This is a genomic window from Bacillus sp. (in: firmicutes), from assembly GCA_017656295.1.
In the GTDB taxonomy this organism is placed as follows: domain Bacteria; phylum Bacillota; class Bacilli; order Bacillales; family JACDOC01; genus JACDOC01.
This window is the reverse complement of record JACDOC010000026.1, coordinates 21,033-39,609: the sequence shown is the minus strand read 5'-3', so window position 1 is coordinate 39,609 and position 18,577 is coordinate 21,033. Positions and strand designations below refer to the sequence as shown.

General features: G+C 38.2%; 22 protein-coding genes and 1 riboswitch. Of the genes, 8 read left to right on the top strand and 14 right to left on the bottom strand.

Annotation, left to right across the window (positions count from 1 at the left end; genetic code table 11):
* Positions 1–206: 206 nt before the first annotated feature.
* Positions 207–380, bottom strand: coding sequence for a glycogen biosynthesis protein GlgD (locus tag H0Z31_14790; protein MBO8178695.1), 174 nt, complete (start codon positions 378–380; stop codon positions 207–209).
* 13 nt (positions 381–393) lie between these two features.
* Positions 394–663 carry a YtzC family protein gene (locus H0Z31_14785; GenBank protein ID MBO8178694.1) on the bottom strand — a complete coding sequence of 90 codons (270 nt, stop codon included), beginning with the start codon at positions 661–663 and terminating at the stop codon, positions 394–396.
* A 172-nt stretch (positions 664–835) separates the two neighbouring features.
* Here H0Z31_14785 and H0Z31_14780 point away from each other — a divergent pair, with 172 nt between their 5' ends.
* Together H0Z31_14780 and H0Z31_14775 are read left to right on the top strand one after the other, a co-directional pair.
* Positions 836–1,804 (top strand): TIGR01212 family radical SAM protein, encoded by a 969-nt coding sequence (locus H0Z31_14780; GenBank protein MBO8178693.1) that lies wholly within the window; start codon positions 836–838, stop codon positions 1,802–1,804.
* Positions 1,801–2,373: a methyltransferase domain-containing protein gene (locus tag H0Z31_14775; protein ID MBO8178692.1), complete on the top strand. Its 573-nt coding sequence runs from the start codon at positions 1,801–1,803 to the stop codon at positions 2,371–2,373. The genes H0Z31_14780 and H0Z31_14775 overlap by 4 nt, the downstream gene beginning before the upstream one ends.
* 940 nt (positions 2,374–3,313) lie before the next feature.
* Here the strand turns inward: H0Z31_14775 and H0Z31_14770 are convergent.
* Positions 3,314–4,414 carry a tetraprenyl-beta-curcumene synthase family protein gene (locus H0Z31_14770; protein MBO8178691.1) on the bottom strand — a complete coding sequence of 367 codons (1,101 nt, stop codon included), beginning with the start codon at positions 4,412–4,414 and terminating at the stop codon, positions 3,314–3,316.
* 21 nt (positions 4,415–4,435) lie between these two features.
* Entirely contained in the window at positions 4,436–5,233 is a 798-nt protein-coding gene (locus H0Z31_14765) for an alpha/beta hydrolase (protein MBO8178690.1), read from the bottom strand.
* Positions 5,234–5,378: 145 nt separating this feature from the next.
* On the opposite strand from H0Z31_14765, the gene H0Z31_14760 reads away from it, so the two are divergent.
* Positions 5,379–5,909, top strand: a complete 531-nt coding sequence (locus H0Z31_14760; protein ID MBO8178689.1) for a gamma carbonic anhydrase family protein — start codon at positions 5,379–5,381, stop codon at positions 5,907–5,909.
* 979 nt (positions 5,910–6,888) lie between these two features.
* Here H0Z31_14760 and H0Z31_14755 read toward each other — a convergent pair.
* Positions 6,889–8,091 (bottom strand): methionine adenosyltransferase, encoded by a 1,203-nt coding sequence (locus H0Z31_14755; protein MBO8178688.1) that lies wholly within the window; start codon positions 8,089–8,091, stop codon positions 6,889–6,891.
* Between the two features lie 309 nt (positions 8,092–8,400).
* A riboswitch (SAM riboswitch) is annotated at positions 8,401–8,541 on the bottom strand.
* 492 nt (positions 8,542–9,033) lie between these two features.
* On the opposite strand from H0Z31_14755, the gene pckA reads away from it, so the two are divergent.
* Complete coding sequence (gene pckA, locus H0Z31_14750) at positions 9,034–10,617, top strand: phosphoenolpyruvate carboxykinase (ATP) (protein MBO8178687.1); 1,584 nt, start codon at positions 9,034–9,036, stop codon at positions 10,615–10,617.
* 31 nt (positions 10,618–10,648) lie between these two features.
* Here the strand turns inward: pckA and H0Z31_14745 are convergent, their stop codons facing one another.
* The gene (locus H0Z31_14745) at positions 10,649–10,900 is read right to left on the bottom strand and encodes a DUF2584 domain-containing protein (GenBank protein MBO8178686.1); all 252 of its coding nucleotides are present in this window, start codon (positions 10,898–10,900) and stop codon (positions 10,649–10,651) included.
* Entirely contained in the window at positions 10,839–11,735 is an 897-nt protein-coding gene (locus H0Z31_14740; GenBank protein MBO8178685.1) for a S9 family peptidase, read from the bottom strand. The genes H0Z31_14745 and H0Z31_14740 overlap by 62 nt, the downstream gene beginning before the upstream one ends.
* A 96-nt stretch (positions 11,736–11,831) precedes the next feature.
* Between H0Z31_14740 and H0Z31_14735 the strand changes: the two genes are divergently transcribed.
* Genes H0Z31_14735 through H0Z31_14725 form a run of 3 tightly spaced genes read left to right on the top strand, consistent with a single transcriptional unit; the run spans position 11,832 to position 14,414 of the window.
* Positions 11,832–12,830, top strand: a complete 999-nt coding sequence (locus tag H0Z31_14735) for an ABC transporter substrate-binding protein (GenBank protein MBO8178684.1) — start codon at positions 11,832–11,834, stop codon at positions 12,828–12,830.
* An 11-nt stretch (positions 12,831–12,841) separates the two neighbouring features.
* Positions 12,842–13,618: an ABC transporter ATP-binding protein gene (locus H0Z31_14730; GenBank protein ID MBO8178683.1), complete on the top strand. Its 777-nt coding sequence runs from the start codon at positions 12,842–12,844 to the stop codon at positions 13,616–13,618.
* Positions 13,500–14,414 carry an ABC transporter permease gene (locus H0Z31_14725; GenBank protein ID MBO8178682.1) on the top strand — a complete coding sequence of 305 codons (915 nt, stop codon included), beginning with the start codon at positions 13,500–13,502 and terminating at the stop codon, positions 14,412–14,414. Before H0Z31_14730 ends, H0Z31_14725 begins: the two co-directional genes overlap by 119 nt.
* Positions 14,415–14,507: 93 nt before the next feature.
* On the opposite strand, the gene ytkD is transcribed toward H0Z31_14725, so the two are convergent.
* The 3 genes from ytkD to H0Z31_14710 all read right to left on the bottom strand — a co-directional run bounded on the left by ytkD (position 14,508) and on the right by H0Z31_14710 (position 15,840).
* Positions 14,508–14,981, bottom strand: a complete 474-nt coding sequence (ytkD, locus tag H0Z31_14720; GenBank protein ID MBO8178681.1) for a nucleoside triphosphatase YtkD — start codon at positions 14,979–14,981, stop codon at positions 14,508–14,510.
* Positions 14,982–15,048: 67 nt separating this feature from the next.
* Complete coding sequence (locus H0Z31_14715) at positions 15,049–15,366, bottom strand: hydrolase (protein ID MBO8178680.1); 318 nt, start codon at positions 15,364–15,366, stop codon at positions 15,049–15,051.
* 63 nt (positions 15,367–15,429) lie between these two features.
* On the bottom strand, positions 15,430–15,840 hold the full coding sequence (locus H0Z31_14710) for a phage holin family protein (GenBank protein ID MBO8178679.1): 411 nt from the start codon (positions 15,838–15,840) through the stop codon (positions 15,430–15,432).
* Positions 15,841–15,977: 137 nt separating this feature from the next.
* On the opposite strand from H0Z31_14710, the gene H0Z31_14705 reads away from it, so the two are divergent.
* The gene (locus H0Z31_14705) at positions 15,978–16,220 is read left to right on the top strand and encodes a DUF1836 domain-containing protein (GenBank protein ID MBO8178678.1); all 243 of its coding nucleotides are present in this window, start codon (positions 15,978–15,980) and stop codon (positions 16,218–16,220) included.
* Positions 16,221–16,223: 3 nt separating this feature from the next.
* On the opposite strand, the gene H0Z31_14700 is transcribed toward H0Z31_14705, so the two are convergent.
* The 4 genes from H0Z31_14700 to H0Z31_14685 all read right to left on the bottom strand — a co-directional run bounded on the left by H0Z31_14700 (position 16,224) and on the right by H0Z31_14685 (position 18,446).
* Positions 16,224–16,412 (bottom strand): polyribonucleotide nucleotidyltransferase, encoded by a 189-nt coding sequence (locus H0Z31_14700; protein ID MBO8178677.1) that lies wholly within the window; start codon positions 16,410–16,412, stop codon positions 16,224–16,226.
* A 319-nt stretch (positions 16,413–16,731) separates the two neighbouring features.
* A complete protein-coding gene (gene yidD / locus H0Z31_14695) occupies positions 16,732–16,971 on the bottom strand; it encodes a membrane protein insertion efficiency factor YidD (protein ID MBO8178676.1) in 240 nt (79 codons plus the stop codon).
* A 62-nt stretch (positions 16,972–17,033) separates the two neighbouring features.
* Complete coding sequence (gene ytzI, locus H0Z31_14690; GenBank protein MBO8178675.1) at positions 17,034–17,195, bottom strand: YtzI protein; 162 nt, start codon at positions 17,193–17,195, stop codon at positions 17,034–17,036.
* Positions 17,196–17,525: 330 nt separating this feature from the next.
* Positions 17,526–18,446 carry an NAD(P)/FAD-dependent oxidoreductase gene (locus H0Z31_14685; GenBank protein ID MBO8178674.1) on the bottom strand — a complete coding sequence of 307 codons (921 nt, stop codon included), beginning with the start codon at positions 18,444–18,446 and terminating at the stop codon, positions 17,526–17,528.
* Positions 18,447–18,577: the final 131 nt, after the last annotated feature.

The window sequence follows — 18,577 nt, the reverse complement described above, 5'->3', positions numbered from 1 at the left end:
CATAAAAATCACCCCTTAAAGTAAATGTTGCCCATTAGGGGGGTTTTTCAACCTCTACTTTAAGGGGTGCAGTTCACCCGTCTTCGGGTGTTTTTTCTTTTGGACAAGCCTTGTGAATAATTAACACAATTCCATCCTCTTTTTTCTGTATATAACATACAAATTCAATAAAAAACCGCCCCTTCATTGAGGCGATTGTCTCATTCTTATTCGTATGGTTGTTCATTTCTTTGTTTTGATTTTATAGGTTGAGACGATTGATCATACCGTTTTTTCGATTGCTGAACAGGGTTGTATTCTTGACCAAATTCAGTATTTAAATTTCGAAATTCGTTTCTTGTTTTTTGTTCAGGGTTGTTTTGCTTGGAACGTTTTTTCAAATCAAGTCCTCCTTTACCGATCATGATCGAGAAGAATCATGTCATTTTGAAGTTGCTGTAGCTGCAAACGCATCCGATGAAGCTGCTCTTTTTGTTGTGCGTTCGCACTTTGTGATAAATGCATAAGGTCGTTATAAGCTTCCTCTAGTTGTTGCAGTGCCTGCTGAAATTGTTCATCATAGTAATGCTCCTGCTTGCTACCTTCGATATATTGCTCCTTTGCGAACTCTAAAACCTCTTCGCACCTCTCTAAAAACTCTTCAATTGATTGGCGTGTCGCCATGCACCCTCGCTCCTTTACCTCAAATTTGAAGCTCGATGCTTCTTCTGTTAGTTTGTACATTTTTTCCCTCTCTATCACATCCTTCTCGACCTTTTCCACGAATTCCATTGGTTGAACTATTTTATTCGTGTTAAAATTTTTTTTATGTAAACAAACAACAGGAGGTGTCTGAATGACTCCAACCAACCCGTTTCCATATGCAAGTGACAACAAGCGTTACCACACTTGGAATTACCATTTACGCCAAGTGTTTGGACATAAAGTATTTAAAGTCGCGCTTGACGCGGGATTTGATTGTCCGAACCGTGATGGGACCGTAGCATACGGAGGTTGTACGTTTTGTAGTGCTGCTGGTTCAGGGGATTTCGCTGGTGACCGGGCTGACGATTTAGAAACTCAATTCCGTAAAATAAAAGAAAAAATGCATAAAAAGTGGAAAGACGGAAAATACATCGCCTACTTTCAAGCATTTACGAATACGCATGCACCTGTTGAGGTCCTTCGAGAAAAATACGAAACGGTTTTAAAGCAAGACGGCGTGGTCGGTTTGTCCATAGCGACTCGTCCTGATTGCTTGCCGGATGATGTCGTAGAATATTTAGCAGAATTAAACGAGCGAACCTATCTCTGGGTTGAGCTTGGCTTACAAACCGTTCATGAACGAACGGCTTTGCTTATTAATCGAGCGCATGATTATCAATGTTACGTTGAAGGGGTTAATAAACTTCGTAAATATGGCATTCGCGTCTGCTCCCATATTATTAATGGTTTACCGCTCGAAGATTATGACATGATGATGGAAACCGCACGCGAAGTGGCCAAATTAGATGTTCAAGGTATTAAAATTCATTTGCTTCACTTGTTAAAAGGTACCCCGATGGTGAAGCAATATGAAAAAGGAATGCTCCAATTTTTATCCTTCGATGAGTATGTAAACCTTGTTTGCGACCAATTAGAAATTTTACCGCCAGAAATGATCATTCATCGGATTACTGGGGATGGTCCGATTGATTTAATGATTGGTCCGATGTGGAGTGTGGATAAGTGGTCGGTCCTTAACGCCATTGACGCTGAACTGAAACGGCGAAACAGCTGGCAAGGGAAATTTTACAGTAAAGAAACATCAGAGGTGAAGGTATGAAGCTAGATCGTATTTTGCCATTTGCTCGTATCTTGTTAGAAAAAGCGGTCTCCCCTGGAGATATCGCCATTGATGCAACATGTGGTAATGGGCATGATACTGCTTTTTTAGCCCAGCTTGTAGGAGAAAACGGGAAAGTATTTGGGTTCGATATTCAGAAAGCAGCGATCGACAACACCTTTTCCCGTTTAAAAGAACGTGGACTAGAACAACAAGTTGAATTAGTCCATGCCGGTCACGAACTATTGAAACAGCACATTCCATCAAAATACTATGGTCGTATTACTGGAGCGGTATTCAACCTAGGCTATCTCCCTGGCGGAGATAAATCCATTGTAACAAAACCAGACACAACGATTTCTGCGGTCGAGCAATTGTTAGAAATCATGGCTCCTGAAGGAATTATCGTCCTTGTCATTTATCACGGACATGAACAAGGAGCTGTTGAACGCGACCTATTGCTATCCTATGTCCGCTCCCTCGACCAACAAAAAGCACACGTTTTAAAATATCAATTCATCAATCAAATTAATAATCCACCGTTTATTATAGCGATTGAAAAAAGATAGAGCATGGATGATTCATGCTCTTTTTTTGATAATAATTTATAGAAAATTCAATCAAGTCTTTTTATAAATATTAAATTAAAAAAAATTTACAAATCAAGGAGTATGAATATGCTATTTCATTTTCATTATTGGACACCTTTTACTGTTCATCAACGGATTGGGAAGTACAATGGCGAATACAAACAACTTTAATCCACCACTAACAGGGATGATATTCGAGAAAAAACATATTATTCCGAATTATTGAAATGAAAAGAGGCAACATCAATATCACGTTTGGCTATGGAAAACGGCCAACGTTCGATCACATCGGCTTTTTCGTTTCAAAAGATGAGCATGATGAGATATGTAAAAAAGTCCGAAATGATACAGTGAAAAATGAAAATTGATGAGAGAAGAACGTTCTTATATACCCCATACGGATTTTCTATTGAATTGCAAACCCATATAGATGTGTTAGGAAATGACGGAAACAATGATGCGATTCATTGAATTGAACTAATGACACTGAAGCCTGGACTGGAAAAAGATTTATCCTTTTTGTTTGGAAATCGAGCTTCCTCTGTTCAAACAAAATTAGGTGACCACGTAAGATTGAAAAAGTATAAATTCGGGGGTTAAAGGAAAAACGCGCAATTGATATGAACGGTGTCGAACTTCTTCATGTTTAACATGATTATTGTTTAAAAATACCAAGAGCCGGTAAAGCCCTAATAGTAAAAAAGTGTCCGAAAAATAATGTTGAGTATGTTTAAAAAATTGGTTGTCAAATAAAAAAGCAAAAAGAATTATAACCTACGACACCTTTCATCCGTTCAAGCAAACTAGAGAAAAATTAAGGCTTTCCCTGATTTTTTCTTTCATCCCTCCTTATTCGTATGACAAAAATGACGTGCCAACCTCATGTTGCACGCCATTTTGATAATAAAATTCTAGATCTTTACGAATGAACGCTCGCCATCTTTCCAGACAATTTCCCCCATCGTTTCAACACACTTCGATACAATCGACCATTGAGGTAAAAGAAGTAGCTATAAAAGCCACCTGACTTCATCACTTTTTTGGCAATCGGTAACACGTTGCGTTGTTTACGGACTTTTTCATCTGACAAATAAACTCCTAACAACCCTCGATTAATGAGTTGGTGAAATTTTTGATGTGGAAGATGACGTGTATGATAATCTGCTTGCCGTAAAAAGTGGGTTAATCGTTCAAATAATTGTTCTTCATTGTCGTAGTAAAAACAAAAGTTTAAATCTCCACCTTTTCGGTCTTCTTCTTGGTCGATGAAATAATCAAGCAATATATGGAGACCTTGAATGTATGGGAAATAGCCATCGCGAATCATTTGCGCATGCTCTTTTTGAAAATCAGAACGAAATGCATAAGAGACTAAACAAAAAACGCCCAACGTCGAGCCTGAACATGCGGAAAACTCATACCATGCCATCGGAGGCAATTGCGATTGATAGGTAGCAAACCAATTTTGAAGCCGTGACTCGCGTTCTTCATGGCGAACGTGTTTATGTATTTGCAAATCACAATAATATTGACATAGTTCTTTAATATACGGTTCAATCGTTTCATAGGCAGGTAATCGTTTTAGCACCGATTGGCATGTTTGCACGAGTTCTTTTAAATATCCTCCGTCATCTTGGTCCTCTCGAAACCGATAATAATTCACATTAACATCTTCTAACGTTAACGCATGTTGCATCGATTCATGAAGGGCCGCGAAATCGTCGGGGTCTAGAGACGTGCTTCGGTCGCATAAATTATCTAAGTAATCACTAATCGTTTGATACGCCACAATAAATTGGATCGCGAGTTTTCGATGTTCTAACGCAAGTAAGGCTAAGATCGAACCACCTTCACAATGGAACGATTTATGTTCAATACTCGCCAATGCTTGTTTTCGTAACTCTTCATTCGGAATCTCTGCGGCTCGTTCCTTCCAATAAGCGAGCTGTTCATGTACGACCGGCAGAATGTGGCGATACACTTTCCGCATCAGCGTAAATGGTTCTGATGGAATTGACATCTTTTTCACCTCTAGCTCGGACTATTTTGCTTGTACTTGTTGTAATCGATTTTGTAAAAAGTTCATCGTAAAATTGAATACTTGCTCTCGTTCCGGTTCATTAAAAATTTCGTGATAACAGCTCGGCCATTCTTTATACGTTTTTTCGGTCAACGCTACTTCGTTAAACCAATGCTGAACAGCTATTTTATTTACAATTTTATCATCTCCGCTTTGCATGACCAAAAGCGGAACGTCTGGGAATTTCGACAGATTTGTGAAAGCAAGCTCAATACCTTTAACTAGTTCTCGGTACCAACGAACCGACACTTTCGTTACATACAAAGAATCGTTTTTATCAACATCCCATACTTCTTCATTACGAGTGGCCATTTCTACCGTTATTCCTGCATTTATTCGTAACTTCGGAAACACGATATTGAAGCCGTGAGAGAGGATATTAAGAAGTTTTGACGGAGTATGTACAAGTCCTAAACAAGGTGATGATAATACGACTCCAGCCAAATTCATATGTTCTTCTTGTAACAAACGAATGGAAACTAAACCACCCATACTATGCCCGAGTAAAAAAACAGGCAATTCAAATTTATACGCTTCCTGAATCCAATCTTTCACTTCAATAATATATTCGTCAAACTTATTAATATGTCCTCGTCTTGAACGACTTGTTACTCCTTGGCCAGGTAAATCCCCCATCACGACATGAAAACCGTTTAACCGAAACATTTCCGTTAACCAACCGTACCGCCCATGGTGTTCAAATGCTCCATGAACAATCACAATAACCCCTTTTGCTTGTTCCGCTTCCCATCTCCACATATCGTGGTCCCTCCGTAAAAAATTTTTAATTTGTGTAAAATTATAGTATATGTAACCAAATAAAACGAGCCATGACTTCCGTCACTCGTTCCTTTTCCATTACAATAAAAAGTAAGATCAAATCAAGAAAAGTGAGGCGAATAAAATGATCTACCCGTACAAAGGAAAGTTTCCACAAATTTCCGATACTGCATTTATCGCTGATTACGTGACGATAACGGGCGATGTACAAATCGGTGATTATAGTAGTATTTGGTACAATACGGTCATTCGAGGAGATGTTGCCCCAACCATCATCGGCAACAAAGTCAATATTCAAGATAATAGTGTATTACACCAAAGTCCTAACAATCCACTCATCATTGAAGATGAGGTCACCGTTGGTCACCAAGTCATTCTACATAGCTGTATCATTCGTAAAAAAGCACTCATTGGCATGGGCTCCATCATTTTAGACGGTGCAGAAATTGGAGAAGGTGCGTTTATCGGTGCGGGAAGCCTTGTACCACAAGGGAAAAAAATTCCGCCAAACACCCTCGCTTTCGGGCGCCCAGCAAAAGTGATTCGGGAGTTAACGGAAGAAGATATAAAAGAAATGGAGAGAATTTCCCGGGAATATGTCGAAAAAGGGCAGTATTATAAATCATTAATGAATCCTACCGAATCATCCTCTTAATTATTGTATCCATTTTCTGAGAAATAACGGCATCAAAAAGGGGGACTTTAGTTCCCTCCTTTAGACAAGTGCGGTAGTTGTACCATATCCTATCCCATTAGTACTAAATCGGTGGTTTTTTAGGAGCAACCGTGTTTATATAGAATTCTTCTGCTTTCCAATACCTAGTTTTAAACTTTGTCATGCACTATTGTGTATTATCACTTTTACGAAGAAATCATTTGTTCCTGGGACAATCCAAATAAACTAAAATTCAAAGAAACTTCTACTCTATAAGTTAAAGAAATTTCCTTCTATGTAATGTTCTTAATACTGGGATGAATCAGATTCATGACCATAAAAAAGATGATTAAACAACACCTTAAATAAACCTACTACTAGTGTCAACTTTTGTAATCAATTTTAATAATGTCTTTTTTATTATCTTCCAAATCCTCCACCTTTTAGATGTGTAGCATCTATTCATATCTTTCGGTTTTTAGATATTTATCCTCCAATCATCTTTAGGAAAATTTTCAAAAAACCAACATAAACAACATGACGTTTATATATTGTTAGAGTTGAAGGTGTGACTTTTGGATTAATCTTCCACATAAAAATAATAAGGTTGGAGGAAAAAAGTATGTCATTTTTCACAAAGTTTTCATTGAAAAATCTTCGGTGGTTTAACGGTTTCAACGCTGCTGACACTAGTTGTTGTTCCAGTTATGTATGAATTATTGATTGGTTCGGGATTAAAAAAAAGAAGAAAAATGAAACTCTCGATTAAAACGAAGTAGTACGATAACGAAAATGGATGATGTGGGGAATTGATAATCTGTGCAAAAAATGACCATGATTCATGTTTAACAATTTTATTCTTTTTTTACCCTAAATTGTGCCTAAACCCTAACAATTATTATAGAGCCTTTTCATAATTCCAGAAAAGAAAAAGAGCTATATCCTAATCAAGGAGATAGCTCTTTTTAGTCCTTCATTATTATTGATTTAAAGCTTGCTCACGAAGAGCTTCTGCTTTATCGGTACGCTCCCATGGAAGGTCAAGGTCGTTGCGTCCGAAGTGACCGTATGCCGCTGTTTGTTTATAAATAGGGCGACGAAGGTCAAGCATTTTAATAATACCAGCTGGACGTAGGTCGAAGTTGTTACGAACGACTTCGATTAATACGTCTTCAGATACTTTTCCAGTACCGAATGTATCAATAGAAATTGATACTGGTTTCGCAACACCGATGGCATATGCAAGTTGAACTTCACATTTATCTGCAAGACCAGCTGCTACGATGTTTTTCGCTACGTAACGAGCAGCATATGCTGCAGAGCGGTCAACTTTTGTTGGGTCCTTACCAGAGAATGCACCACCGCCGTGACGAGCGTATCCACCGTACGTGTCAACAATAATTTTACGTCCTGTTAATCCAGCATCACCTTGAGGACCACCGATGACGAAACGTCCTGTTGGGTTGATGAAATATTTCGTATTTTCATCGATCAGTTCTTTTGGAACAACTGGCTCGATAACATATTCTTTAATATTACGTTGAATTTGATCTAAGCTAATTTCTGGGTGATGTTGTGTAGATACAACGATTGTATCAATTCGAACCGGTTTGTCATTTTCATCGTATTCAACCGTCACTTGCGTTTTTCCGTCTGGACGTAAGTATGGAAGAATTTCTTCTTTACGAACTTCTGTAAGACGACGAGCTAATTTGTGTGCAAGGGAAATTGGTAATGGCATTAATTCTTTCGTTTCGTTACATGCAAAACCAAACATTAACCCTTGGTCGCCCGCACCAATTGCTTCGATTTCTTCATCTGTCATTTGTCCTTCACGTGCTTCTAACGCTCTGTCAACACCCATCGCAATGTCAGGGGATTGTTCATCGATAGAAGTCAATACGGCACAAGTTTCCGCATCGAAACCATATTTCGCACGAGTGTAACCAATTTCTTTAACTGTTTCACGAACAATTTTTGGAATATCGACATACGTGGATGTTGTAATTTCTCCGCTTACAAGTACTAAACCAGTTGTTACAGAAGTTTCACATGCAACACGAGCATTTGGATCTTTTGCTAAAATAGCGTCAAGAATGGCGTCAGAAATTTGGTCACAAATCTTATCTGGATGACCTTCTGTAACAGATTCAGACGTAAAAAGACGACGTTTCTTTGTCATCTGATGGATCCTCCTTTGTTATGATTTTTTAAAAAAGCAGCAGCTCCCTCGAGTCATTGAACCAACGCATAAAACGGTAATGTAACATATGCACCTGTTCATTCATTGGTCCTTTCATGCCCGTATCTTTTACTGCTTCATCGTCACGGTACTCATTTCCCTTAGTAGTATGAAGTAAACCTATCATTTTTATCAATGTGAAAAGAAGTGGCGTTTGCATTAAAGGCACGATTCTTTGGCAAAATAAAAAAACCTTTCCTTTTTAAATATCTTCTAGAGGAAAGGTTGATTGTGTCATCATGCCTTTCACTCTTATCGTTCAAGGCCTCGCCTTGCAACAGGTTAGCACCTTTGCTCGGAATATGGGATAGTCTCGAAAATCCCATCTCCCTCAATGAGCAGGTTGCTGGGTTTCATAGGGCCTGTCCCTCCACCAGCTCGGGATAAGAGTATCCGTTCAAGGTAAAATCTTATCGTATTTTGTCAAAGCATGTCAACAAAATTTTCATATTTTTATACAGCAAAATCATGCCAATGTGTGATTGCTTTGATGAACACTAAAATTGTCTGATTACTTTTGAAAAAGGTCCTTGTAATGATCATATTGTCCGTGAATTGTCTTCGTTTGTCCACAAAATGAACATTTTGTCCAAATGTCAACTATAGGATGTATGAGTCTATTCGTCTACTTTTTACAAAACAAGAGACAGTAGCTGCTACATTCCACATTCGTTCTAATATAATATAGAGTGTGACAAAAACAATACAAAATTCCCCTTACTGACAAAACAAAGACAGGAAATTGTGACAAAAAATAAAACATTTTAAAAAAATATTGTAAATAGTATAGATTATTTACATAAATGTGTTATACTGTTTTTAAGGAACAAAGGGGTTAACGATATATCATTATAAAATCACGAAAAGGAAGGGTTTCGCCGTATGAATTCTGTTAGTCTTTCGAACTTAAAAGAGTTGCTTACTGGTCAAAATGTTCGTGTTCAATTATCAGTTCCACGACTAGTGGAAAAAGTGTTAAGCCGTGGAGAAGGGGTCCTTTCTTCTACTGGAGCGGTTCGTGCAGAAACAGGAAAATATACAGGTCGGTCACCTAAAGACAAATTTATTGTCGAAGAACCTTCTGTTAAAGATAAAATTGATTGGGGTTCCGTAAACCAACCAATTTCACCAGAAGCATTTGATAAATTATATAATAAAGTTATTCAATACTTAAAGGAAAAGGACGAAATTTTTGTCTTCAAAGGATTTGCCGGAGCTGATAAAAAATATCGTTTGCCGATCCAAGTCGTAAACGAATATGCTTGGCATAACTTATTTGCCCATCAATTATTCATTCGCCCGACACAAGAAGAGCTAGAAAATCACCATGCAGAATTTACGGTGATTTCTGCACCGAATTTTAAAGCCAATCCAGAAGTGGATGGAACAAGATCTGAAACGTTCATTATTATTTCTTTCGAACGTCGTACGGTATTAATCGGTGGTACTGAATACGCTGGAGAAATGAAAAAATCGATTTTCTCTGTAATGAATTACATGTTACCAGAGCAAGACATTCTTTCCATGCATTGTTCAGCAAACGTTGGCTTAGAAGGAGATGTCGCGCTATTCTTCGGACTTTCTGGTACGGGTAAAACGACTTTATCCGCTGATCCAAACCGTCGTTTAATCGGTGACGATGAGCATGGCTGGGGTCCAAACGGTGTGTTTAACATCGAAGGTGGATGCTACGCGAAATGTATCGGATTATCTCGTGAAAAAGAGCCACAAATTTATGATGCGATTCGTTTCGGTTCTGTCTTAGAAAATGTTATTTTAGATGAAGAGACACGTGAACCAAATTACTATGACAATACGTTAACGGAAAATACCCGGGCTGCTTACCCAATTCAAGCGATTGATAACATTGTTGATCCAAGTATTGCCGGCCATCCAAACACAATCATCTTCTTAACAGCGGATGCGTTTGGTGTATTACCACCAATCAGTAAACTATCCAAAGAACAAGCGATGTATCACTTCTTGAGTGGTTATACATCCAAATTAGCGGGAACAGAGCGTGGAATTACGTCACCACAAGCAACGTTCTCCACATGCTTTGGTTCGCCATTCTTACCATTACCAGCGACGCGGTATGCAGAAATGCTGGGTAAGAAAATCGATGAGCACAACGTAAAAGTATTCCTTGTAAACACTGGTTGGACAGGTGGAGAATATGGTGTTGGTAGCCGTATGAAACTAGCATATACACGCGCCATGGTACAAGCGGCCTTAGAAGGAGAATTAGATCACGTTGAAACAATTAAAGACGAAATTTTTGGCCTAGAAATTCCACTTCACGTCCCAGGTGTTCCAGATGATGTACTTCAACCACAAAAAACTTGGGCGGACCCTGAAGCATACGAAAAGAAAGCGAAAGAATTAGCAGCGAAATTCCGTGAAAACTTTAAAAAATTCTCTAACGTACCAGCAGAAATCGAACAACTTGGCGGTCCGTTAAAATAAGAAAAAAGAGGTCTCCTAAAAGAGACCTCTTTTAATTTGTGGAATTTAATGAGACTAATTCATAATAAATAACGGTTTTTCCACTTTCCCATTGCAAACGGCGGATGATAGCCGTTCCACTTGAATCACTTTCTTTCGTTTTCCGAATATCCATCGGTACGTCCAATGGGTATAACCGGTATCCTTCTTTTTCTAATCGAAACAAATTTTTTTCTTCTCCGTCAATTCGTGTTTCTTGACCGTTCGTAACGATTATCGTTTGTAATTCCAACGGCATTCCCATACTTCTTCTCCCCTTCATCATTCTTGCTATTATCGTACCATGAAAGCGTTTGATTTTTCATCCATTGACATAATTCTTTTACAACTTTTCGATTGACTGCAGGTGGAAAATAGTGATTAAAAGTAGGAAAATACCACGTTTCAACGCACTTTCCTTCGCGCTTCAACGCTTCTTCTAACTCATAGGCATGTTGAATGGAGACATTTTCATCTTTTGCCCCATGAATAATTAAAACAGGACAATGCAACTCATTCATTTGATTTAACGGCGTTCGCCAAGCATAGCGTTCAGGATACTTCCGTGGCGTTCCCCCAATCACTCGCTTCATCATTCGCCGTAAATCTTTCCGTTCTTCATACGTTAAAACCATATTGGATACACCGCCCCAAGTGACTAAAGATGCAGCATCCTTTTTCTCAAGCCCGGTTAGCAATGCCATCACTCCCCCGCGCGAAAAACCAAAGATATGAATGCACCCTTCTTTAACCCGTGGATGTTGACGTAATAATTCGTAACCGGAAAACGCATCATGCCGATCATCGCCGGCAAAATCTTCGTTCCCCTCTCCACCTTGATTTCCTCGATAAAATGGGGCAAACACGATAAACCCTTCCGCCGCGAATTGAATAATTCTAGCCGGCCGAACTTTGCCAACGTTTTTTATCCCTCCTCGCAAATATAAAAAGCCATCGTAAGAACGTTCATCTTTAGGTTCGGCTAACAACCCTTTTACTTTGAGTCCCCTTGACCAATACGTTACTAGAAATAACCGTATATTCGGATGAGGGGATGGGAACGGGTGTTTGGAAATGATTTGTCCATCCTTCAACATCATTCACTCCAATTTTTATATGTTGGGCTATCACATATTTTTTTACTTCTCATACACTATGTTAGCAAACTTTATGGAACCTTAAAGGAGGCAAACTGGATGAACAAAAAAAAATGGTTCTTTTTCTTATTCCTTATCGGCACCCTAACATTTGGACTGAGTGCTTGTAAGCAAGACCAAGAGTTACAAACTGTCCGTGTTGCTGAAGTCACTCGTTCTATTTTTTATGCTCCCCAATATGTCGCCATTGAAAAAGGCTTTTTTGATGATGAAGGGATCAACATTGAGCTAACGACGACATGGGGAGGAGATAAAACAATGACGACTCTCCTCTCAAATGGAGCCGATGTCGCCCTCGTTGGATCGGAAACTACGATTTATGTGTATGCTCAAGGAGCAAGTGACCCGGTTATTAACTTTGCTCAATTAACACAAACGGATGGAAGTTTCCTCGTCACTAGGAAGCCAATAGACAATTTTACCTGGGATCAATTGAAAGGAACAACCTTCCTTGGACAACGAAAAGGCGGTATGCCGCAAATGGTTGGTGAATTTGTTTTAAAACAACACGGAATCGACCCACAAAACGACATACATTTAATTCAAAACATTGAGTTTGCCAATATCGCTAATGCTTTCGCATCAGGAACAGGAGATTTTGTCCAATTGTTCGAACCGACTGCATCGATTTTTGAAAAAGAAGGAATTGGTTATATCATTGCTTCTTTCGGTGAAGAATCTGGGCACGTTCCATATACAACGTATATGGCAAAACAAAGTTTGATTCAAGAAGATGCAGACTTAATTGAGAAATTTACACGAGCCATATATCGAGGGCAACAATGGGTGGAAACGCATTACCCTAAAGAAATTGCCCAAGTCATTCAACCATACTTTGAAGATACAAGTTTAGACATCATTGAAACGGTCGTGGAACGCTATCAACAGCAAGGCTCTTATGCAACAAATCCAATATTGGACGAAGAAGAGTGGAATCATCTTCAAGATATTATGGAGGAAGCATCTGAACTTCCAAAACGGATTCCTCATTCAGTGCTAGTGAACACGGAAATTGCCGAAAAAGTAGTCAATGAATAGAGGTGAACAGCTTGAGCTTTTTAATACTTCGCAACATTTCTCACACGTATTTTACACCAACGTCTATTACACCAGCACTAGAAGACATCAATTTAGAAATTGAAAAAGGGGAGTTCGTTTCCCTCATCGGCCCAAGTGGATGCGGGAAAACGACCCTTTTGACGATCATTTCAGGATTATTATCCCCAACACGAGGAGAAGTTTTAATTGAAAATGAACCCGTTAATCACCTAACAAATTCGATTGGCTACATGCTTCAGCAAGACTATTTACTTCCGTGGAAAACGATTAAAGATAATATCTTAATTGGATTAAAACTTAAAAACGACTTAAACGTGGAAAAAGAACAACAAGCTATTCAATTACTTCACCATATCGGTCTTGAAGGTGTAGAAAACATGTTTCCACGCCAACTATCTGGAGGGATGCGACAACGAGTTGCTCTTGTTCGAACGCTTGTCGTTGACCCTAAAATTTTCCTGTTAGATGAACCATTCTCAGCTCTTGATTATCAAGCAAAGCTCAAATTGGAGGACCTAGTCGCTGATACGCTGAAGTCTTTTCAAAAAACGGCCGTACTTGTCACTCACGACATTCAAGAAGCGATTGGGATGAGTGATCGCGTCGTTCTTCTATCTCCTCGTCCTGGTAGAATTCATCAAATTTTCAATGTACCAGAAGAAATTCGGGCGTTACCACCGTTCCAAGCTCGCAACCATCCGAAGTTCCATACCATGTTTCACACCATTTGGAAGGAGCTTGAGAACATTGGCTTACCATCAGGATAATGAAAAACTACACCGACAATTTTTGGAAAAACAAAAGAAAATAAAACGAAAAGTTCGGACCTACCAATTACTCATTTTTATTTTGTTCGTTGCATGTTGGGAACTAGCGAGCACTTCCCAATTCATTGACCCATTAATTTTTAGCTCACCTAGCAAAGTACTCGCCCTACTGATTGATAAAGTGACAGATGGAAGCTTATTTTCCCATTTATTGATCACCATTATCGAGACTATTTTCGGCTTTCTTTTCGGAACGATTCTTGGAACAACGATGGCAGCGACGTTATGGTGGTTTCCGACCTTTTCAAAAGTATCCGATCCATATTTAGTCGTCCTTAACGCTATGCCGAAAGTCGCTCTTGGCCCTATCTTTATCGTCGTACTAGGGCCAGGCATGATATCCATTATCGGCATGGGCATGATCATTTCCGTCGTTATTACCACACTGGTAGTTTATAGCTCCTTTAAAGAAGTCGACGAGAATTATATCAAAATGCTAAAAACGTTTGGTGCAAGGAAACGTCAAATTTTTACTGAAGCGATCTTACCTGCTTCCTTCCCAACCATCATTTCGACATTAAAAGTCAATGTCGGTCTCTCGTGGATAGGAGTCATCGTTGGAGAATTTCTCGTCTCCAACCGTGGCTTAGGGTATTTAATTATATATGGATTTCAAGTATTTAATTTTACCCTTGTACTCCTTGCGTTATTTATAGTCGCCCTTTTTGCTACGTTAATGTATCAGCTTGTCCATTGGGTCGAACGGGTAATTATAAAAGATCGCATGTTGGATTAACAAAGAAGGGCCAGCATCGAAAAAATTCATGCTGACCCTTAATTTTTAAAAGCTTCGCTGAACGAACTCGTGATTTGTATTTACTAGGCGTTTTTAAATAAAATTTCGTTCTTTTAAATACGTTAACGTACTACGAAGCACATCATCTTTCATGATAAAACTAACATGGTCTTGTTGAATATAGGAAAGAAGATTTCCTTTCACAAGAACTGGACCATTCGTTTCCATATAGCTTCTTTTCTCTTTTAATAAAGTGACATTAGCGAAAAATATCGCTTTAACAAAGCTGGAGGACTCGGATTGCACTTTATATTGTCCGACGTACGTTAAATCGGTAACAATTCCCCCAGTTTCTTCAAATACTTCTCTTTTTGCCGCTTCTTCTACTGTTTCGTTTTCTTCTACTTTCCCCCCAGGGAATTCGTGACCACGGATAGGATGGTCGGTTAACAACCATTGCCCTTTATACATCGTAATTACCAAGACGTGGGTAGGCTCTTCTTGGAAAGGGTCTTTTTCAAAAGATAATGTCACGGTTTGCCCGATTTGGTCCGTAAACGTCTTCATCATTCACACTCTTCTCGTTTTTCTTCTTATTATAAATGGATTGAGAAGAATTCGCAGTACGGAAAATCTAAGGGGATAAAATGCCCATGGATTCAATATGATTTTTCGCTTCTTCATCTCCCAACTTATAAATCATTTCATAAATCCGTTTCAAGTTTTTATCATAGGCATCATTCTCTTTATCATAATGATATTGGATATATGGAACATGCGAACGATAAAAGGCTTGAATATCTGTAGAGTAGTTGGAATCGAATAGTTCCCGGAGTTGCGTAATTTCTTGATCTGTCGCCTCAATTTTAAAATCCCATGGAGAATCCGTTGACGTTTGCATAATTTCTCCGTGTCCGATGGAAATGTAGTATGTTCTTTTTTCTTCAGGCATCTGTTCCATCTCCTTTTTTCAATCCTTGTTTATCGTTTCCCTCAATCGCTTCATTCTTATTCTTTATTTTTTCGAATTATTTTTTGATTTGACTTTCTGTTTTAATAATTCGACAGCATTTACTAAAAATGTTGGAATCGGTAGACCAGCACGACCCGCATTTTCCAAAATAGAGATGACTTCATTAAGAATATAGAAAAAAATGGTCGCATCACGAAGCATATTGTTTTCCCAAATCAGTGAATCAATGAAATGAGCGGTAGCCACTACGGCAAATATAAAAATTTTCATCGCAATGCCCTTTAAACCTACTTTACTAGACAACGTTCCTTCGATAAAAGAGGCAATCATTCCGGTAATGTAATCAAGAAGAACAATACCAAATAAAACAAGAACAAGCGAATCAATTCCCCCAATAATATAGCCTCCGAAAGATGCTAAAGAAGCGAAAGCGACAGCAAAAAATCCATTTATTTTTATACCGATGTCCTCCTTTCGTCACACGGATAGATTGTAAAAAAAGGGTACACTAGTAATAAAACTGTGCTTTACATTATATGTAACGATAAAACAAGATGTGCCGTACAGAATCTTTGAAAGGAGGACAACTAGTGAAAATTGTAGATGAGTTGTATCATTTATTAGGAACAGAGGCACAATTGAATGAAGAGGAATTAGATATGTTAACGTTCGCGGTCTTAGATGTCTATAATCGCAAGGATTTATTACGGTTAGTGGGAGAAATGACAGATGAAGAATTGCATTACTTTATTCGTCTTTACTTAGTAGAGAGCTTAAAAGGGAAATTTACGAATAAAAAGAAAGGTGCAGCCTCACAGCTACACCTCCATTAACGATTACGCTTGTATATCCACTACTTTGCCTTTATACGGATGGGGAGCAACGTTTTGATTTGTTTCCCGTAAATCTTCCAACATCGTGGTGACTTGCGCAGTTTGAGTCGCCATTTGACTTTTCAACAAATTCAAGTTTAACGTATGTTGCAGTTCAGCGACTTGTTTTCCCATTATAGAAGAAAGATTCATTGTGATCCCCCTTTTTCTTTTATTGTAACAAATTCATTTGAGAGAATTAAGAGAACACAACCAAATTTTATATACTTATGATAATTTTTACAATAATTTAGAAATAGGTATCTCAATTTCCAGACAACTTTACTTACTCATTACATATTGATTCGATTTTATTAAGTCAAATACAAACCTTACATACCATTAAAAAACATGGCCCGTATCGACAGAGTTTAATTTAATGCTTGCTGCAATACTTCAATATCACCATAAAATGGAATCATTATAAAAAACATGCCGTAGCTTACTAAACTCCTAAAAGAATATCTAGAACTCAATCATGTTTTTTCCGATTTGGCCATTCTTGAGGAACAGGGTCCACTCCACCTGGATGAAACGGATGGCATTTTAATATTCGTTTGATCGTTAACCATCCTCCTCTTATCGCTCCAAATCGTTCAATTGCCTCCATTCCATAATGGGAGCAAGACGGATAAAAACGGCATGTAGGAGGTTTTAGTGGCGATATAAATTTTTGATAAAACCGAATCCCTTTAAGTAAGACAGATTTCAATAATAATACCTCCTATAAAAAAATAGCTCCAGCAATTATGCCGGAAACTACACTCCCTTGTTTCATTTCGAATCGTTAGTTGTACGCATGTTTTCAAGATGCGGATTGTTATCAATCGGATCCACCGTATGCTTATATTGATATGCTTTCGAAGTGGTAAGGGCGCTTAAAAGAATCACAAGGAAAATAATGATAATAGAAATCACAAGTACAGTAAAAACCATGTAACTAACCTCCTCCTATTATTATTATTATTATCATACCAAACGGAATCATCGTAAAGAAAAAGTTACTGCGCATGAGGGTAATAGGAGGCCTGGGTCATCTAAATAACAAACTGCTTATTGAAAATTTTTTTGTAAAAAAGACAGGTCCAAAAAATAGTATCGTAACTAGAAGGATTTCCTAAACAAATCGTTTCTCTTATAAAAGTAGCCACTACCGTCAAAATAGAAACATCGAATCAAGACGTTCCTTTGTAAACAATACATGGTTATAAAAAGTCTCCTTAAATTGAATATTCTTACCTATTGTTTCCAACCCAAATTAAGCCTTTATATCCCTATATTCCAATCCTCTTCTACTAACTCATGATTAATCGCTACCCCTGCTTCGTACCCTTCACCCGCTGCACAAATTAACCCTGTAAACAAATTTTTCGCATCTCCGATAATATAAAGTCCATCGACATTTGTTTTACCGTGTTCCTTTGTTTCATATCCTCCCTTTTCATTGATGGGGACTCCTAATTTCATTGGAATCATTGTGGCTTGGTTCCCACCAGTATCCATAAGAAAACCACCTTTTCGGTGAATCGCTTCGCCAGTAGCTAGTACGACATGATGTAACAAACCATTGTGGGATTGAAGTTCAACGATGGGAGATTCAATGAGGCGAATGTTACGCTGAATTAATTCTTGCCTTTCTTCATTCATTTTAGCAGGTCCATTCGTAAACACGATTACATCTTTACTCCAATGATAAATGAGCTTAACAAAATGGAGAAGAAATTCACCATTTCCAAACACAGCCAAGGGCTCATATCGTCGTTCCCATCCATCACAGTAAGGACAAGGGAAAACTGAAGTTCCATACACTTTCTGTAATCCTGGTATATCCGGTAAGTGATCTTTTATTCCTGTAGAAAATATGACTTTGCGACTTAGAAAGACGTGACCATCGCGGGTAAAAGTATGGAACAACCCATTGTTTTTTGTAACATCTACAACATGATTATCAATTCTTTTTATGGTTTCGTATTTATTTAATTCTTTATGAGCTATATTTCTGAGTTCTATAGGATGAATTCCGTCTCTAGTTAGAAACCCATTTGATACGTGCGATACCCTATTTCTTGGCTTACCTTCATCAATTAATACGACATTTCGAAGGGAACGACCTAATACGAGTGCAGCACTTAACCCAGCAGGTCCTCCTCCTATAATAACCACATCAAATATTTTTTCACGATACATTTCTGAGCTATCTCCTTGTATCTGTTATTAAGTACGATTTTTCACCAATACATACATGAAGTTTTTACTTAATGTTTTTTTCATATTCACCTTTTGTTCTCTTGAACCATGGAACTATCATTAATGAGGCT

Coding starts and splice junctions, on each gene's coding strand:
- ytzI (MBO8178675.1), bottom strand. CDS start 17,195: ATGGTTTTTACTGTACTTGTGATTTCTATTATCATTATTTTCCTTGTG.
- H0Z31_14685 (MBO8178674.1), bottom strand. CDS start 18,446: ATGTATCGTGAAAAAATATTTGATGTGGTTATTATAGGAGGAGGACCT.
- H0Z31_14700 (MBO8178677.1), bottom strand. CDS start 16,412: ATGAATCTTTCTTCTATAATGGGAAAACAAGTCGCTGAACTGCAACAT.
- H0Z31_14765 (MBO8178690.1), bottom strand. CDS start 5,233: ATGTGGAGATGGGAAGCGGAACAAGCAAAAGGGGTTATTGTGATTGTT.
- H0Z31_14760 (MBO8178689.1), top strand. CDS start 5,379: ATGATCTACCCGTACAAAGGAAAGTTTCCACAAATTTCCGATACTGCA.
- H0Z31_14755 (MBO8178688.1), bottom strand. CDS start 8,091: ATGACAAAGAAACGTCGTCTTTTTACGTCTGAATCTGTTACAGAAGGT.
- pckA (MBO8178687.1), top strand. CDS start 9,034: ATGAATTCTGTTAGTCTTTCGAACTTAAAAGAGTTGCTTACTGGTCAA.
- ytkD (MBO8178681.1), bottom strand. CDS start 14,981: ATGAAGACGTTTACGGACCAAATCGGGCAAACCGTGACATTATCTTTT.
- H0Z31_14780 (MBO8178693.1), top strand. CDS start 836: ATGACTCCAACCAACCCGTTTCCATATGCAAGTGACAACAAGCGTTAC.
- H0Z31_14740 (MBO8178685.1), bottom strand. CDS start 11,735: ATGATGTTGAAGGATGGACAAATCATTTCCAAACACCCGTTCCCATCC.
- H0Z31_14745 (MBO8178686.1), bottom strand. CDS start 10,900: ATGGGAATGCCGTTGGAATTACAAACGATAATCGTTACGAACGGTCAA.
- H0Z31_14775 (MBO8178692.1), top strand. CDS start 1,801: ATGAAGCTAGATCGTATTTTGCCATTTGCTCGTATCTTGTTAGAAAAA.
- H0Z31_14785 (MBO8178694.1), bottom strand. CDS start 663: ATGGCGACACGCCAATCAATTGAAGAGTTTTTAGAGAGGTGCGAAGAG.
- H0Z31_14770 (MBO8178691.1), bottom strand. CDS start 4,414: ATGTCAATTCCATCAGAACCATTTACGCTGATGCGGAAAGTGTATCGC.
- H0Z31_14725 (MBO8178682.1), top strand. CDS start 13,500: ATGTACCAGAAGAAATTCGGGCGTTACCACCGTTCCAAGCTCGCAACC.
- H0Z31_14735 (MBO8178684.1), top strand. CDS start 11,832: ATGAACAAAAAAAAATGGTTCTTTTTCTTATTCCTTATCGGCACCCTA.
- H0Z31_14715 (MBO8178680.1), bottom strand. CDS start 15,366: ATGCCTGAAGAAAAAAGAACATACTACATTTCCATCGGACACGGAGAA.